At 70.9% G+C, this 15,590-nt stretch carries 14 protein-coding genes; 6 read left to right on the top strand and 8 right to left on the bottom strand.

Features of this window, described 5'->3' with window-relative positions:
• The first annotated feature begins 360 nt into the window (after positions 1 to 360).
• Positions 361 to 675, top strand: a complete 315-nt coding sequence (mihF, locus tag GVY64_RS23790) for an integration host factor, actinobacterial type (protein ID WP_039796616.1) — start codon at positions 361 to 363, stop codon at positions 673 to 675.
• A gap of 47 nt (positions 676 to 722) precedes the next feature.
• Here the strand turns inward: mihF and GVY64_RS23785 are convergent, their stop codons facing one another.
• The 4 genes from GVY64_RS23785 to GVY64_RS23770 all read right to left on the bottom strand — a co-directional run bounded on the left by GVY64_RS23785 (position 723) and on the right by GVY64_RS23770 (position 6,159).
• Positions 723 to 1,304, bottom strand: a complete 582-nt coding sequence (locus GVY64_RS23785) for a hypothetical protein (RefSeq protein ID WP_159845374.1) — start codon at positions 1,302 to 1,304, stop codon at positions 723 to 725.
• A gap of 80 nt (positions 1,305 to 1,384) precedes the next feature.
• On the bottom strand, positions 1,385 to 2,224 hold the full coding sequence (fdhD, locus tag GVY64_RS23780; RefSeq protein ID WP_159845370.1) for a formate dehydrogenase accessory sulfurtransferase FdhD: 840 nt from the start codon (positions 2,222 to 2,224) through the stop codon (positions 1,385 to 1,387).
• Between the two features lie 58 nt (positions 2,225 to 2,282).
• Positions 2,283 to 4,580: an FdhF/YdeP family oxidoreductase gene (locus tag GVY64_RS23775; RefSeq protein ID WP_159845366.1), complete on the bottom strand. Its 2,298-nt coding sequence runs from the start codon at positions 4,578 to 4,580 to the stop codon at positions 2,283 to 2,285.
• A gap of 355 nt (positions 4,581 to 4,935) precedes the next feature.
• Positions 4,936 to 6,159, bottom strand: a complete 1,224-nt coding sequence (locus GVY64_RS23770) for an FHA domain-containing protein (RefSeq protein WP_159845363.1) — start codon at positions 6,157 to 6,159, stop codon at positions 4,936 to 4,938.
• Between the two features lie 633 nt (positions 6,160 to 6,792).
• Between GVY64_RS23770 and GVY64_RS23765 the strand changes: the two genes are divergently transcribed.
• On the top strand, positions 6,793 to 7,464 hold the full coding sequence (locus GVY64_RS23765) for a TetR/AcrR family transcriptional regulator (protein WP_159845359.1): 672 nt from the start codon (positions 6,793 to 6,795) through the stop codon (positions 7,462 to 7,464).
• A 22-nt stretch (positions 7,465 to 7,486) separates the two neighbouring features.
• Positions 7,487 to 8,026, top strand: coding sequence for a GNAT family N-acetyltransferase (locus tag GVY64_RS23760; protein WP_236567102.1), 540 nt, complete (start codon positions 7,487 to 7,489; stop codon positions 8,024 to 8,026).
• Between the two features lie 13 nt (positions 8,027 to 8,039).
• Here GVY64_RS23760 and GVY64_RS23755 read toward each other — a convergent pair whose 3' ends face one another.
• Both GVY64_RS23755 and GVY64_RS23750 read right to left on the bottom strand, forming a co-directional pair.
• The gene (locus GVY64_RS23755) at positions 8,040 to 9,581 is read right to left on the bottom strand and encodes a glycerol-3-phosphate dehydrogenase/oxidase (RefSeq protein WP_159845355.1); all 1,542 of its coding nucleotides are present in this window, start codon (positions 9,579 to 9,581) and stop codon (positions 8,040 to 8,042) included.
• Between the two features lie 46 nt (positions 9,582 to 9,627).
• On the bottom strand, positions 9,628 to 10,260 hold the full coding sequence (locus tag GVY64_RS23750; RefSeq protein ID WP_236567100.1) for a TetR/AcrR family transcriptional regulator: 633 nt from the start codon (positions 10,258 to 10,260) through the stop codon (positions 9,628 to 9,630).
• 180 nt (positions 10,261 to 10,440) lie between these two features.
• Between GVY64_RS23750 and GVY64_RS23745 the strand changes: the two genes are divergently transcribed.
• Both GVY64_RS23745 and GVY64_RS23740 read left to right on the top strand, forming a co-directional pair.
• Positions 10,441 to 12,018 (top strand): FAD-binding oxidoreductase, encoded by a 1,578-nt coding sequence (locus GVY64_RS23745; protein WP_159845463.1) that lies wholly within the window; start codon positions 10,441 to 10,443, stop codon positions 12,016 to 12,018.
• Positions 12,015 to 12,959, top strand: a complete 945-nt coding sequence (locus GVY64_RS23740) for a YegS/Rv2252/BmrU family lipid kinase (protein WP_159845347.1) — start codon at positions 12,015 to 12,017, stop codon at positions 12,957 to 12,959. Before GVY64_RS23745 ends, GVY64_RS23740 begins: the two co-directional genes overlap by 4 nt.
• 16 nt (positions 12,960 to 12,975) lie before the next feature.
• Here the strand turns inward: GVY64_RS23740 and GVY64_RS23735 are convergent, their stop codons facing one another.
• Together GVY64_RS23735 and GVY64_RS23730 are read right to left on the bottom strand one after the other, a co-directional pair.
• Positions 12,976 to 13,635, bottom strand: coding sequence for an AAA family ATPase (locus GVY64_RS23735; protein WP_236567098.1), 660 nt, complete (start codon positions 13,633 to 13,635; stop codon positions 12,976 to 12,978).
• A 157-nt stretch (positions 13,636 to 13,792) separates the two neighbouring features.
• Positions 13,793 to 14,386, bottom strand: coding sequence for a helix-turn-helix domain-containing protein (locus GVY64_RS23730; protein ID WP_159845344.1), 594 nt, complete (start codon positions 14,384 to 14,386; stop codon positions 13,793 to 13,795).
• Positions 14,387 to 14,477: 91 nt separating this feature from the next.
• On the opposite strand from GVY64_RS23730, the gene GVY64_RS23725 reads away from it, so the two are divergent.
• The gene (locus GVY64_RS23725) at positions 14,478 to 15,404 is read left to right on the top strand and encodes an NAD(P)/FAD-dependent oxidoreductase (protein ID WP_159845340.1); all 927 of its coding nucleotides are present in this window, start codon (positions 14,478 to 14,480) and stop codon (positions 15,402 to 15,404) included.
• Positions 15,405 to 15,590: the final 186 nt, after the last annotated feature.

Here is a 15,590-nt window from a genome sequence, read left to right as displayed (position 1 = left end):
CTGTGCGCGGCGTGCTGTCGTTCTGTCGTCGCGGGATCGGGCGCCGTCCGGAGTGATCGACCGGATCCGGGCTCCGGGGGATCGCCGTTGATCCCCCCTGGTTCGCCGTTGAACCATGACCCGCGTTGGATGTCTGCTGATTCTGTCGGGAATCGCGCGCCCCGCGTTACCGCAGTTCGTTTCGTCCTTTTCGCCCGCCGACGGTCGGCCGTGCACCGCTTCCGACGGCGTGGACCAGGGAGATTCCTCGCCATTTCCGCTGCTCGCGCCCCGGTGTGTCGAGCTTGCGCACCCGGTGCCGTGCTGTTTACTCGGTCCGGTCAACCAGACGTTCGAGTGACGAGTGGAAGCGGAGGAGACATGGCACTGCCTACCATGACCGCAGAGCAGCGTACCGAGGCCTTGGCCAAGGCGGCTGCGGTCCGCAAGGCACGCTCCGAACTGATCGGCAAGGTGAAGGCGGGCAAGGTCTCGGTCGCGGACCTGCTGAAGAAGGCCGACTCCGACGAGCTGGTCAAGAAGACCAAGGTGGCCGCGGTGATCAAGGCACTGCCCGGTGTCGGGCCGGTGAAGGCCGCCAAGCTGATGGACCAGGCGGAGATCCCCGAGGACCGCCGCATCGGTGGTTTGGGCGCGCGCCAGCGCGCGGCACTGCTCGAAGCGCTGAAGGACTGACGGGCGGGGAATTCGGCGCACGCGGCGTCATCCGCGGAGGCACCGGATCACGCCCGTGGTGATCTCCCACGGGCGTCCCGGGCTCGCTGGTCGGCGGAGGCGCGTGGACGGCGGCGCGGGAAACGCAGGGTGACCGGCTGCGGATCCGACAGGGGCAGGTCGCCGCGTGGCGGTAGGGAGACGCAGACCGCTCCACCGGCCACGAGCAGGAATGCCGCGACCAAGCCGGCGGTGAGGCTCGCCGCGCCGAGTCCGGCGGGCCGGTGCAGGACGTGGTACAGGAAATGGGGGACACCGAAGGTCAGCCAGCCGACGCCCGCGAGGCGGGCCGCCGTGGTCCGGTCGACCACCAGAGCGGCGATCGTCACCGCGGTCAGCGCCAGGAAGAAGGATCCGACGTCGGCCGCCAGATGGTGGTTGTACGGGCCGTCGGCTGCCACCCACCGGATGCCGAACCCCGGAAAACTGATGTACCAGGACTGCGGCGCGAGGGTGGCCCAGAGCCCGATGATCGCTCCTTGCACCGCCAGGACGGCCAGCACGATCCGCGTGAGCAACAGGCGGCGGTGCTGCTGGAACCGCATTCGTACCCGCAGGCCCTCGGAGTTCCCCTCCACCGAGATCCGCATCGGCCACTCCGTTCTCGCCGAACCCGTTTCGGCTCCGTGCAGTCACGGTAAAACGGACATCCGGCGCGGGCAATAGTGAGTCAGGCCAACATGGAGCCGGGTTCTGGATCGCTGGTGATCCGATCGGGGGCGCTGTAGACGTTCATGGTGTCGCCACGGAGGAATCCGACCAGGGTGAGGCCGGCCTCGGTGGCGAGGTCGACCGCCAGCGAGCTCGGCGCCGAGACCGCGCCGAGCATCGGAATCCCGGCCATGACAGCCTTCTGCACCAGTTCGAACGATGCGCGCCCGCTGACGATCAGCACGAGATCGTGGGCGGGAATGCGGGTTTCGCGCAGCGCCCAGCCGATCGCCTTGTCGACGGCATTGTGTCTGCCGATGTCCTCCCGCACGGCCAGCGGTCGGCCTCCGGGGGTGAACAGGCCCGCGGCGTGCAGGCCGCCGGTGGCGTCGAAGACGGACTGACGGTCGCGCAACCGGTCCGGCATGGAGGCCAGGACGCGGGTGTCCACCGCGGGGCCGCCGGGTGGCAGGGTGAACCGGGTGCGGGTGCGGACCTCGTCCAGAGCGGTCTTGCCGCACAGCCCGCAGGCTCCGGTGGTGAGGAAGGAACGGGTCCGCACCGGGACGGGGGTCCGCAGGGTGACGTCGAGGACGTTGTAGGTATTGCGGCCCTGGTCGTCGGTGCCCGCGCAGTAACGCGCCGCCACGATGTCCTCGGCGGAGCCGATGATGCCTTCGCTCAGCAGGAATCCGTGCACCAGATCGATGTCGTTGCCGGGGGTGCGCATGGTGACCGTCAGCGACTGCCCGCCGACGCGGATTTCCAGCGGCTCCTCGACGGCGAGGGTGTCCGGGCGGTGGATGTCCGCGCCGGGAGTGATCCTGCGCATCCGGCGGCGCGCGGTGACGCGACTCATGCGCTGTGCCTCTCGCCCTGCGTGGTTACGCTGCGCTGCCGCCTCCGGGCCTGACCGCTCATGCCGGTGCAGCCTCGAGACGGATAGTGACCGCCTTGGAGACCGGTGTGTTCGAGCGTTTCGCGACGTGGTCCAGCGGCACGAGGGGATTGGTCTCGGGATAGTAGGCGGCGGCATTGCCGCGCGGGGTGGGGTAGGGGACCAGGCGGAAGCCCTCGACGCGGCGTTCGGTGCCGTCGGTCCATTCGGAGACGAGATCGACCAGATCGCCGTCGCGGAAACCGAACGCGGCGATGTCGTCGGGATGGACCAGCACCACTTTGCGGCCGTTGTGGATGCCGCGGTAGCGGTCGTCGAGACCGTAGATGGTGGTGTTGTACTGGTCGTGACTGCGCAGGGTTTGCAGGATCAGCCTGCCCGCGGGGACCGGCAGCCAGCTCAGCTCGTTGACCGCGAAGTTGGCTTTGCCGGTGGCGGTGCGGAATTCGCGGGCGTCGCGGGGCGGGTGAGGAAGCTGGAAGCCGTTGCGGGCGCGCACCTTGGTGTTGTAGTCGGCGCAGCCGGGCACGACGCGAGCGATGGCGTCGCGGATGTGGTCGTAGTCGCGGGCGAAGCGCGCCCATGGGACCGGATGCTCGGGGCCGAACAGCGCCCTGGCGAGTTCGCAGACGATGGCGACTTCGCTGCGCAGCTGGTCGCTGATCGGCTTCAGCCGTCCGGTGGACAGGTGCACCATCGACATCGAGTCCTCCACCGAGACCTGCTGTTTGCCGCCGTCGGGCGCGAGGTCGAGGTCGGTGCGCCCGAGCGTCGGCAAGATGAGCGCGGTGCGACCGTGCACGACGTGGCTGCGATTGAGTTTGGTGGAGACCTGCACGGTCAGCGCGCAGCCGCGCAGCGCGGCCTCGGTCACGCCGGTGTCCGGAGTGGCGGAGACGAAGTTGCCGCCCATGCCGAAGAAGACCTTCGCGCGTCCGTCGCGCATGGCGCGGATGGCCGCGACGGTGTCGAAGCCGTGCTCGCGCGGGCTGGCGATGCCGAACTCGCGGTCGAGCGCGTCGAGGAAAGCGGCGGGCATCTTCTCCCAGATGCCCATGGTGCGGTCGCCCTGCACGTTGGAGTGCCCGCGCACCGGGCACACCCCCGCCCCGGGTTTGCCGATCATGCCGCGCAAGAGCAGCAGGTTGGTGACCTCCTCGATGGTGGCCACCGCATGCGCCTGCTGGGTCAGGCCCATCGCCCAGCACACGATGATGTTGCTCGCGCCCGCGAACACCTCTGCGGTGTGCTCGAGCTCGGCTCGGCTCAAACCGGTGGCCGCTTCGACGGTGGCGAGATCGACCCCGCGCACGTGCTTTTCGTACTCCGCGTAGCCGGCGCAGTGGGCGTCGACGAACGCCCGGTCGACCACCGTGCCCGGGGCGCGATCCTCGGTTTCCAGCAGCAGCCGGCCCAGCGCTTGGAACAGGGCCATATCCCCGCCGAGGCGGATCTGCAGGAAATCGTCGGCAATCGGCACACCGGTGGTGACGCCTTTGACCGTCTGCGGATCCCGGAACCCCAGCAGCCCGGTCTCCGGCAGGGGGTTGATCGCGACGACCCGGGCGCCCGCGGCCTTGGCCGCGGCGAGCGCGCTGAGCATCCGCGGGTGGTTGGTGCCCGGGTTCTGTCCCGCGACCACGATCAGGTCGGCCTCGGCGAAGTCGTCGATGGAGACCGAGCCCTTGCCGATTCCGATCGAGCCCGACAGCGCCGTGCCGGAGGACTCGTGACACATGTTGGAGCAGTCCGGCAGGTTGTTGGTGCCGTAGCTGCGCACCAGCAGCTGATAGAGGAACGCGGTCTCGTTGCTGGTGCGGCCGGAGGTGTAGAACACCGCCTCGTCGGGCGAGTCCAGGCCGCGCAGGGTCTCCGCGATCAGGTGATAGGCGTCGTCCCAGGCGATGGGGCGATAGTGGGTGTCGCCGGGCCGCAGCACGATGGGGTGGGTCAGCCGGCCCTGCTGACCGAGCCAATAGCCGGACTTCTCACTCAGCTCCGCCACCGGGTGAGCCGCGAAGAATTCCGGAGTCACCGTGCGCAGCGTGGCTTCTTCGGCGACGGCCTTGGCGCCGTTCTCGCAGAATTCGGCGGGCCTGCGATGGCCGGTCGGCTCCGGCCACGCGCATCCGGGGCAGTCGAAGCCGTGCACCTGATTGACCCGAGCCAAGGTGCGGGCGGTGCGCACGACGCCCATCTCCTCGATCGAGCGTTTCAGCGCCACCGCCACGGCGGTGACGCCCGCGGCCTGCTCTTCGGGCGGGGTCACCGTCAGCTCGGACTCGTCGATGTCACGGCTCGGTCCGTTTCGGTGCATGCCGCCATTGTCCTCTCCGCGCGGCGCGAAGCGGGCGGGGACCGTACGAGCGGGCGTCAGCACCGCCCCGAGTGGGGCCGTTCGTTGCCCAGGGTGGCCGTGCTCGGGCGGGGAGATGTGGGCCGCGCCATGGTCGCCCGAGACATCGCGACCGCGCGGGAGGGATGCCCACCACCGCGATCCGATCGGGCGGTGCGTACCACGGCCAAGCTCTGTGCATGTGGCATCGGGCCGGTGCGTGCGGCCCGTGCTCTGCGTATGTCGCACCGATCCGGGCGACCGACGACGCTCACTGTGGACGCCGGACCGGGTGACCGACGCCGCGCCCTCGTTGGTGGAGGAATCCGGCCGGCGGTCAGGATCGGCGGCGCGCTGCTGCGATATCGGCCGCGCCCGTGCGCTGCTCGTCGCCGCGATAGGTGAGGACCCGCTCGCTGATGCGGACGCGCCAGCCCGGCGGGAGCTCGGTCGGCGACGTGCTGATCCGGGTCCACTGATCGGTGCCGGGGCCGGCGATGAAGGTGCCCGAGGTGGCGGCGGCGTCCCGGACGTACACCTTGCCGCCGTCGACCGACACATACGCGTGGACGCGCGACACGTGGCGGTCGCGCTGGATGACGATCGGCGCGGCGGTGGCGGCGCGCACCGATTCGTCCACCTGCGGGCCGCGCCCGATGACGTAGGCGCGGTTCAACGGGTAGGCCGCGCCGTCCTCGGTGACCAGCGCACCGATCGCCGTGTCGCCGGACGGCGCGGCCGGGCGCGCGGCTCGCGTCGCACCGTTCTCGGGACCTTTGCGCGGAGCGACCGGTTCGTGCGCGGGCTGCACCTGGGACCAGGCAAGCGGGCGATCGGTGACCGGCCGGGGCGGACGCGGTTTGGCCAGGAGTCGGGCGGACTCGGTCGGCCGGGCGACTGAGGCCGAGTCGGTCGGCCGGGCGACCGGGGCCGAGTCGGTCGGCCGGGCGACCGGCTTCGGCTGGGCGACGGCCTCGGCGGCGCCGGTCGGTTCGGGCATCGCGGCGAAACCGGCCGCCGCTGTGGGATCTGGTTCGCCCTGTGCGGCGGGCTCGGAGGTGCGCGGCTCGACGGTCTTCCCGGCGCGCCGCACCGCGGCGTGCATGACGAAACCGCCGCCGGGGACCACGCCGGCGCGCAGATCCGTGCGGGGGAGCGCGGTCGGCAGCGTGCCCGTGTCCGCGCCGATCGTGATGCGGCGCACCGGTTCGCGCACGATCTCGTCCACCCAGGTGAACGCGCGCCCGCCGTCGAGGCGGCGGGTGCCCTCCGCGCCTTGGATCTCGGCGGTCACCGGTCCGCGCAACAGGATCAGCAAGCCGTCGTCGGTCGGTGCGACCACACCGAACGGCGGCGGTTTGACCGTGCTGGCGAAGATCACCGCCGCCAACCGTTGCGCCAGCGCGGCGCCGGGATGCTCCCCTTCGGCCACGGCTTCGATGGTGCCGAGTATCCGGTCGGTGGAGGTCGTTTCGGCTCCGAGATAGGCGACGACCGCACCGAAGCGAGCGACGAGCCCGTCGCCCGGTGCGACACCCACGGTGGACGGTTTCCTGCGCACCCGCGCCCTCCTTCCCGGCGCACTACCGGCATTCCGAAGCCAGCATAGAGCGTCGGCGACAACCGAACCGGGGTCTGCGAGCATGGCGAAGCGGAATGCGTGAATCCTTCGGAGCGCCGCCCGGTTCTCCAATCACGCTCGGGCGTGCGCCTTCTCGCCAACGGTTGCTTTCGCCATCGCCAAGGCCGTGAGCTGCGCGTTGTGGTGTTTTCCGCAGTCGGCGACGGTCATGCCCGGAGGCTTCTGCTATGCCATAAGTCACAATTCGAGGTTCGTGGACACTACTGGCGCTCAAGGTGAGTGGTCGGTCGGCCCCGGGCTCCGGACAGCCGACGCGGATCCGCCCAACTCCCTGCTGAACCGACGGGTTGGCGTCAGCGAGATCGCAGTGGTCGCGCGGGCGCGATCTGGTGGCGCGTGCAGCACATCCGAGTTGCGGGGCCGGTACGCCCGGCGATGACCCTGCGACGACAAAGGGTGCGCCCGGCAGTCGCGCCGGCGTCTCGGCGAGTCGTTGCGTCACCACGGCCTGATCGGTCCACGGCCGATCCCTGTCTCGGTATCCCGTATGTTTCGCACCACCGATTTGCGCCGATCACCCGAACACCGTTCGTCCCTGGTTATGCTCGGCCCATGAGCGCAGCAGCCGTCAGCCGCCGGGCCCGCCCGGCCAAAGCTCCGCTGAGTCGCGAGGTGATCGTCGAGACCGGTCTGCGCATCCTGGATCGCGACGGCGCGGCGGCGCTGACCATGCGCCGGGTGGCGCAGGACTTGGACACCGGCGCGGCCTCGCTGTACGTGTACGTCGCCAATCGCGACGACCTGATGACCGCCATGCTCGACCATGTCCTCGGCACCGTTCCGGAGCCGGCCGGGGCGAGTTGGCGGACGCGGCTCACCGCACTGGCCGACGCCATGGTGGCCGCGATGAGCAGGCACGAGGGGCTGGCGCTCGTCGCGCTCGGCGTGATCCCGAGCAGTCCCAACGCGGTGCGGTTGGTGGAACTGATGCTCGGCGCGCTGGTCGAGGCGGGATTGGACGACCGCACCGCGTCGTGGGCGGTGGACCTGCTCTTTCTGCATATCACCGCCGCGGCGGCGGAGCAGAGCAAGCACGACACCGGCGGCGGCAGCGAACAGGAGTACCTCGCGGCGATCGAGCGGCGCTTCGCCGAACTGCCCGTCGACCGCTATCCGACCGTCGTGGCCATGCGGGAGGCTCTGCTGTCGGGTGACGGCGACGCACGCGCGGCCTGGGCGGTGCAGGTGCTGATCAGCGGCATCCTCGCCACGCCGGCGGAGTGAAATTCGCTGGTATGCGTCAGGTGTGCCGCTGCACAATGGGCGGGTGATCCGGCCCGCGACGACCGAAGACCTACCCGTGCTGCAAGAGATCGAACGCGCGGCGGGCAAGCCGTTCGCGGACGTCGGCATGACGGCCGTAGCCGACGACGAACCGCCTTCGAAGGCGACGTTGCGCGAGTTCCAGCAGGCCGGGCGCGCCTGGGTTTGGAGCGACGCCGACCCGCCGATCGCCTACCTGATCGTGGGCGTGATCGACGGAAACGCCCATATCGAGCAGGTTTCGGTGCATCCCGACCACGCCCGCCGCCGGATCGGCAAACGCTTGCTCGACCAGGCCGCCCGATGGGCCGCGACCGCGCAACTGCCCGCGATGACGTTGACCACCTTCACCGAGGTGCCGTGGAACGGCCCGTATTACCAGCGGCTCGGTTTCCGCTACCTGGCGGCGGACGAGGAGACGCCGGGGCTGATCGCCTTGCGTACCGCCGAACGGGCCCACGGCCTCGACCGATGGCCGCGTGCGTGCATGCGCGCCGACCTGTCCGAGTGGTCGATGGACTGAACCGGCGGTGCGGTCAGGCGAGGGCGCGCGCGGCCGCGGCCGCCGCGGCGGCGCGATCCTCGGCGACCAAGCCGATGCGCGTGCGCCGATCCAGCAGGTCCCCGGCCTCGAGCGCTCCCTCGTGGGACACCGCGTAGGCGAATTCGGCAGCCAGCACATCCATTCCGGGCGCGACCGGCTCGGCGAGCGCCGGATCGCGCCGCGCCGCGGCCAGGACGTCGGCCGCCGCACTGCCGTACCGCTCGATCAGCACGGGTGGGGCATCGATGCGGTCGCGTGCCGCGCCGGAGACCGCGCCCACCAGCGGCAGCCGCCGGGTGCGGCACGGCCCCGCGGCGAGACCACCGTGCGTGACCGCGGCGTCGATCACGTCCTCGGCCATCTTCCGGTACGTGGTGAGCTTGCCGCCGACGATGGTGACGACCCCGGTCGGGGAACGCAGCACCGCGTGCTGCCGGGAGATGTCGGCCGTGCTGTCGTCGGCGGTCTGCAGCAGTGGGCGCAATCCGGCGTACGAGCCGCGAATGTCGTCGCGCGTCAACGGCTCTCGCAGGGCGGGATTGATGGTGTCGAGCAGGAAATCGATTTCGCTTCCGGTGGGCTCGGGCTCGTCGGGCACCGGGCCGGGCGCGTCCTCGTCGGTCAAGCCCAGGTAGACCCGGCCGTGCGCGGCGGGGAAGGCGAACACGAAGCGGCCGATGCTGCCGGGCACCGGGACGGTGAGCGCAGCGCTGAGGCCGCCGAAGGACTCGGCGGAGAACACCAGATGTGTGCCGCGACTCGGGCGCAGCCGGATGCTCGGGTCCACCTGGTCGGCCCAGACGCCGGTGGCGTTCACCACGGTGCGCGGTCGCACCGTGAGCGTCTCGCCGGTGCGGGTGTCGCGCAGGGTCGCCGACTGCCCGGTCACCTCGCGCGCTTCGACGCGGGTCAGGATCCGTGCGCCGTGCGCCGCCGCCGTGCGCGCCAGTGCGACGACCAAGCGCGCGTCGTCGACCAGTTGCCCGTCCCATGCCTGCAGGCCACCGCGCAGATCCGCCCGCCGCACGGTCGGTGCGAGTCGCACGGCTTCCGCGGCGGCGACGCGCCGGGACCGGGGCAGCAGCGCGGCGGGCGTGCCCGCGCCGCGCCGCAGTAGATCGCCCGCCACGAAACCGGCGCGCACCAGAGCGGCTTGCGTCGTGCCGACATTCGGCAGCAGCGGCACCAGTTGGGGCAGCGGGCGCACCAGATGCGGCGCCGTGGTGCGCAGCAGGATGCCGCGTTCCACCGCGCTCTCGTGGGCGATGCCCACCCGGCCGCTCGCCAGGTACCGCAAGCCGCCGTGCACCAGTTTGGAGCTCCATCGGCTGGTGCCGAACGCCAGGTCGTGGCGTTCCACCAGCACGGTCCGCAGTCCGCGGGCGGCCGCGTCCAGCGCGGCTCCCGCGCCGGTGACGCCACCGCCGATCACCAAGACGTCGATCTCGGCGCCGTCGCCGAGCCGCGACAGATCCGCGGCGCGGCGCGCGGCGTTCAGCGCGGAGTCTCCGGTACGCACCGGTTCAGTGCTCATCACAATGCCTTTCGGATCCAGCGGGAACGGCCGGAGCGGGTACTGCTCACGACTGCGCTCGGGCGGCGTCTTCAGCTGTGTCGCGGGCGCGATCGTCCAAGTAGCCGTCGATCGCGCGACGGAGTTCGGCGTCGAGGTGCTCGCCCGCCAGCAGCGGCGCGACGGTGCCCGCCGACTGGACCGCGGACTGGGCGATCAGCAGCAGCATGGTGGCCATTCGCTCCGGATCGCCCGCGCGGATGGAGCCGTCTCGCTGGCCGTCTCGGATGCCCGCCGCGAACAGCTCGATCAGCGCGCGCTGGTTGCGCCCGAGCCTGCCGAAGACGTAGGTGAGCATCAGGTCGGTGTCGGTGCGGAAGATCTTGCCGAACAAGGGATTCATCCGCACCGTCGCCGCTCCGGCGACCAAGCCCTCGACCAGCCTGGTGCGTGCGCTGCCCGCCGACGGCATGGTCGCCGCCACGATCCCGCGCAGCTCGCGAACCAGCAATTCCGCGACCAGCGCGCCGGTGTCCGGCCAGCGCCGGTAGACCGTCGGCCTGCTGACGCCCGCCCGCCGCGCCACCTCGGTGAGCGTGGTGCGGCGTACGCCGAACTCCTCCACGCAGGCGCGGGCGGCGTCCAGGATCGCCAGGTCGGTCGCCGAGAGGTGCTCGGCGGAGGTGTCGGGAGCGGTCAAAGCGTCACCACCGGGGTCGAGCGGCCGGCGGCGAGGCGTCGGCCAGGGAGGATTCATCCTGATATTCGTTACTGCTTGACAGTATATGTCAAACTGTAACGCATGGTGGACACGCAGCAGCGCACCGATGGCGATCCGGCCCTGTCGGCGAAGACCGGTCCGGGCGAATCGGCGGCGGGTATGGTCTGGGATGCCTGGGGCATCGTGGCTGGTCACCAGCCACTTTCGGAACGGATCCGCGGTCTGCTGACGCAGGTGTTCGGGGTCTCCGGCAACCCGGTGGCGCGCCGCGACGAGGGCGACGTGCCACTGCGCGAATCGGCGCTGACGCCCGAGCGGCGAGCCGGGCTGGTCGAGGTGGTCGGTCCCGGCAACGTGTCGGCCGACCATCGCGATCGGCTGCGGCACGCCGGCGGGAAGAGCACGCCCGATCTGCTGCGTCGCCGGGCCGAGGGGCCGCAGGACGCGCCGGACGCCGTCGTCTTCCCGGCCGATCACGACGAGGTCCTCGCCGTCCTCGCCTACTGCGCGCGGCACGCCGTCGCGGTGGTGCCGTTCGGCGGCGGTACCAGCGTGGTCGGCGGCGTCGATCCCCTACGCGGACGCTTCGACACCGTGATCGCCCTGGATCTGCGCAGGCTGGCCGGGTTGACCGAGGTCGATCCGGTGAGCGGCACCGCGACCCTGGGTGCGGGCGTGACCGGTCCGCGCGCGGAGGAACTGCTCGGCGCGCACGGGCTGTCCCTCGGTCACTTCCCGCAGAGTTTCGAGTTCGCCACCCTCGGCGGTTTCGCGGCGACACGGTCGTCCGGCCAGGCCTCGGCGGGCTACGGCCGCTTCGACGACATGGTGCAGCGGCTGAAGATCGCCACCCCCAGCGGCACGCTCGAACTCGGGCGTGCGCCCGCTTCGGCGGCGGGGCCGGACCTGCGCGAGTTGTTCGTCGGGTCGGAGGGCACGCTCGGCGTGATCACCGAGGTCACGCTGCGGGTGCATCCGGTTCCGGAAACCGTCGCCTACCAAGCGTGGGCGTTCCCCGATTTCGTGACCGGCGCCGCCGCGTTGCGTGCGGTAGTGCAGGCGGATGCGGCGCCCACCGTGCTCCGCTTGTCCGACGAGGCGGAGACCGGGATCAATCTCGCCCGCTCCGGCGATATCGGCGGCAACCCCGTGGCCGGGTGCCTGGCCGTCACCACCTACGAGGGCAGCGCGGCGCATGTCGCCGCACGCAGCGCCGAAGCGGCCGCCGTGCTGGCCGCCGCCGGCGGTGCGTCCTTGGGGGAGACACCGGCCCGGGAATGGGAGCACGGTCGTTTCGCCGCCCCGTACCTGCGCGACGCGCTGCTGGACGTGGGCGTGCTCTGCGAGACGCTGGAGACCGCCACCACCTGGTCGAATCTGAGCGCGCTGAAGGCGAAGGTCACCGCGGCGCTGACCGATTCGCTCGGCGCGCAGGGCACTCCGCCCTTGGTCATGTGCCACATCTCGCACACCTATCCGACCGGCGCGTCGCTGTACTTCACCGTCGTCGCCAAGCAGCTCGACGACCCGCTGACCCAGTGGCAGGCCGCCAAGCGCGCCGCGGGCGACGCCATCGTCGCCACGGGCGGCACCATCACCCACCACCATGCGGTGGGCACCGATCATCGTCCGTGGGTGCCGGACGAAGTGGGCGATCTAGGCGTGCGCGTGCTGCGCGCGGTGAAGGCCGAACTCGACCCGGCGGGCATCCTGAACCCCGGAAAGCTGGTGCCGTGAACGACTACTCGCCGGTGCGCAAGATCACCGTGGTGACCAATCCGCGGTCCGGGCACGGCAGGGGAGGCGACGCGGCGAGCGTCGCGATCGCCCGCTTCCGCGCGGGCGGCGCGGAGGTCACGCAGGTATGCGCTCCCTCGGCCGCCGAAACAGTCCGGCAGGTGCGGGATTCGATCGCCGGGCGTGCGAGACCCGATGCCGTGGTGTGCGTCGGCGGCGACGGCCTGATCAACGTGACCCTCCCGGCCGTCGCCGAGACCGGGGTGGCGCTCGGCATGATTCCCGCGGGTACCGGCAACGATCTGGCCAGGGAACTCGGCGTGCCGACCGACGATCCGCAAGCCGCCGCCTCGCTCGTGTTGTGCGGGCGGACCAGGACGATCGACCTCGGCCGCATCGAGTCGTCCGACCCGCCGATGTGGTTCGCCACGGTGGCGGGTACCGGATTCGACGCGCGGGTCACCCTGCGCGCGAACGAGATGCGCTGGCCGAAGGGCAGACTGCGTTACACCGTCGCCGCGCTGGCCGAGATCTCCGGACGCTTCACCGTGCCCTACCGGGTCGAGCTGGTGGACGCGGTGACCGACGGACTGACCAACCCCGGCGCCGGCTCGGCGTTGGCGACCGAGGCGGTCATGGTCGCGGTCGGCAACACCCGCACCTACGGCGGCGGCATGCTGATCTGCCCGGACGCGCTGATGGACGACGGACTGCTCGACCTGACCGTGGTCGGCGCGTTGTCGCGCGCGGAGATGCTGCGCCTGCTGCCCGCGCTGTCGGCGGGCAAACGGCAGAATCACCCGGAGGTCAAGCAGTTCCGCGCCGCGGCCGTCACGCTCACCGCGGCGGGCGCGCCCGCCACCGCGGACGGCGAACCGGCGGGCACGCTGCCGATCACGGTCCGGGCGGTGCCGGCGGCGTTGACCGTTCTGGTGCCCTGACCGCGGCGGCGTCCGGTCAGGCGAACGTCACGTACTGCAGGTCGTTCACGGCCGCGCGGTCGACGATGACCACCGATCGGGACGCGCGGTCTGCCGACCGGCGCTGCGCCGCCACGGTGCGCATCAGTCGCCGCCAGCGCCGCACGTGCAGCCGGAAGACCACGTGGTTGATCCGCCGGCCGCGGCTGTGCTGGCCCGCGCGGGCCACCGCCGCGGGCACGTCCAGCATGAGCAGGTGCAGCTCGCGATCCGCCGCCCAGCGCGCGATCAGCGCGCGCGCCCATCCGAAGGTGGCGCAGTCGTGGATGACGACCGGGCCGCCTGCCTCCCGCAACGCGGTGCGAATGGCCTGGAAGTGCGCGACGTGCACCAGCGGGCGCCACAGCTGGTAGGGCAGCCACCACAGCTTGGGCCGCCAGCGATTACGCGCCTGCATCGAGTCGAGCACCAGCACCCCGGCGGCATTGCGTGAGGGCGTGGTGGCCGCCGCGTCGGCGCCGAAGAACTTGCGCAGCGCGGTGCTCTTGCCCGCGCCGGGGACGCCCGCGACGACCAGCGCCGCCGCGGCGGGATACCGGATCTCCGTGATCGTCCGACCGCGCAGATCGTGCAGCGTCTCCGGTACGAGGACCGGCAGCCGGGGTTCGGGGGCGTACGCCTCCAGCGGGGGGTTCACCTCTCCCAGCGTCCGCAGCCGACGCCTGTTCGGCAACCGGGAAAACCCTGGTTTTTCTTGGGGATTCACGGGGGGAGGAGCGCCTGGGGTATTCACCCTTTCCAGGGTCCGGAAAATTCACGTTTTGGCAATAATGGACATTTTGGACATGAATGGGTCACGCGCGCTTCCGGCCCGCCGACCGCGCGCGAAGATGCATTCGTTCGCCCTGTGACCCGAAAAGGCTCAGGATTTCCACCGGCCCTCGGCCCGCGCTCCCGAACCAATGCGGTTGACGGGTGTCGAATTCCGCGGCCTCGCCCGGGCCGAGCACCAGATCGTGCTCGCCGAGCACCAGCCGCAGTCGTCCGGACAGTACATAGAGCCACTCGAAACCCTCGTGCACCTTGGGGTCGGGTTCGCCGCGCTCAGGTGGGATGATGATCTTGAACGCTTGCAGCGGACCCGGCTGCCGGGTCAGTGGAACAATGGTGAGCCCGTTCATCTTCCACGCCGTCGTGTGGACTCGCGGATCGGCGATCGCGGGCGCGGCCACCAATTCGTCCAAGGGCACCTGGTGGGCCATCGCGATCGGCAGCAGCAGTTCCAGGCTGGCCTTCCGTTGACCGGACTCGAGCCGCGACAGCGTGCTCTTGGAGATCCCGGTGCTTTCGGCCAGCGCGGTGAGCGTGACGTTGCGGCGAGTGCGCAGCGCTTTGAGCCGGGGCCCGATATCGGCGAGGGCTTGGGCGACAGCCGGTGGTGTGGACATGTCACCAGTGCACCGCGACTTCCCGATTTTGGCAACATCAGTTGCTGAATCGGTGGGACGGGTGGCACGGTATCCATGGAGGTGATCGCGGATGAGCGAGACATATGACGTGGTGATCGTGGGCGGCGGAGCGGCGGGATTGTCCGGTGCGTTGGTCCTGGCCCGGGCGCGGCGGCGCGTCGCGGTGGTCAGGGGCGGCGCGCCGCGTAACGCGCCTGCCGAGCACATGCACGGGTTTCTGTCCCGGGACGGGATGCCACCGGCGGAACTGCTGGCGAGCGGGGCCGCCGAGGCCGTGAGCTATGGCGCGGAGATGATCGATGACGTCGTCGTCGGCGCCGAGCGCACCGGGGAGGCCGACCACACGCTGCGGCTCGGTGGCGGCGGAGCGCTGCGGGCTCGTCGCGTGCTCGTGGCCACCGGGCTGCGCGACGAACTGCCGGAGCTGCCCGGAGTGCGCGAGCGGTGGGGCCGTGACGTGCTGCACTGCCCGTACTGCCACGGCTACGAGGTCCGGGACCAGCCGATCGGCGTGCTCGGCGGGCCGGAGCCCGGCGCCTCGGCCCGCGCGGTGCACCTGGCGCTGCTGTTGCCCCAGTGGTCGGACGACGTCGTCTTCTTCGCGAACACGATGACCCTGTCCGACGACGACCGCGCCCACTTGGACGCTCGCGGCGTCCGGCTGCTCGAGGGTCGGGTCGCCCGGTTCGTGGTGGACGACCGGCTGCGCGGTGTGGAACTGGCCGACGGGCGGGCGATACCGAGGGCCGCGATGTTCGTCGCGCCGACTTTCCGTGCCAACGACGAAGTGCTGGTCGCGCTCGGCTGCGCGTTCGACGACGGCGGCTGGGTGGCGACGGACGCCACCGGACGCACCAGCGTGCCGGGTGTGTGGGCCGCGGGCAACGTCAGCAATCCGGCAGCTCAGGTCATCTCCGCCGCGGGAGCGGGCTCGGCCGCCGCGATCGCGATCAACGGCGACTTGGTGGCGGCCGAGATCGCCGTGCTCGTCCGTTGAGCGGAATATCCGGGTCCGAAATGTCGGAAGCTGAGAATTGCTTATGGATTCCGAGCTCGGTCTCGGATCGCCGGTAAGCTACTGACATGGGCGGAGTGTTCGGTGTCCCTCATCCACCGAAGACTCCGCCTCTTTTTGTCTTCATCGCGAAATAGCGTCGCGCGGGTGCCCGGCGGGCGGATATTC

Source organism: Nocardia sp. CY41 (assembly GCF_009829325.1).
GTDB lineage: Bacteria > Actinomycetota > Actinomycetes > Mycobacteriales > Mycobacteriaceae > Nocardia.
This window is presented reverse-complemented; position numbering and strand designations above follow the sequence as displayed.

Coding starts and splice junctions, on each gene's coding strand:
- GVY64_RS23725 (WP_159845340.1), top strand. CDS start 14,478: ATGAGCGAGACATATGACGTGGTGATCGTGGGCGGCGGAGCGGCGGGA.
- GVY64_RS23785 (WP_159845374.1), bottom strand. CDS start 1,304: ATGCGGATCTCGGTGGAGGGGAACTCCGAGGGCCTGCGGGTACGAATG.
- GVY64_RS23765 (WP_159845359.1), top strand. CDS start 6,793: ATGAGCGCAGCAGCCGTCAGCCGCCGGGCCCGCCCGGCCAAAGCTCCG.
- GVY64_RS23745 (WP_159845463.1), top strand. CDS start 10,441: ATGGTCTGGGATGCCTGGGGCATCGTGGCTGGTCACCAGCCACTTTCG.
- mihF (WP_039796616.1), top strand. CDS start 361: ATGGCACTGCCTACCATGACCGCAGAGCAGCGTACCGAGGCCTTGGCC.
- GVY64_RS23755 (WP_159845355.1), bottom strand. CDS start 9,581: ATGAGCACTGAACCGGTGCGTACCGGAGACTCCGCGCTGAACGCCGCG.
- GVY64_RS23775 (WP_159845366.1), bottom strand. CDS start 4,580: ATGCACCGAAACGGACCGAGCCGTGACATCGACGAGTCCGAGCTGACG.
- GVY64_RS23730 (WP_159845344.1), bottom strand. CDS start 14,386: ATGTCCACACCACCGGCTGTCGCCCAAGCCCTCGCCGATATCGGGCCC.
- fdhD (WP_159845370.1), bottom strand. CDS start 2,224: ATGAGTCGCGTCACCGCGCGCCGCCGGATGCGCAGGATCACTCCCGGC.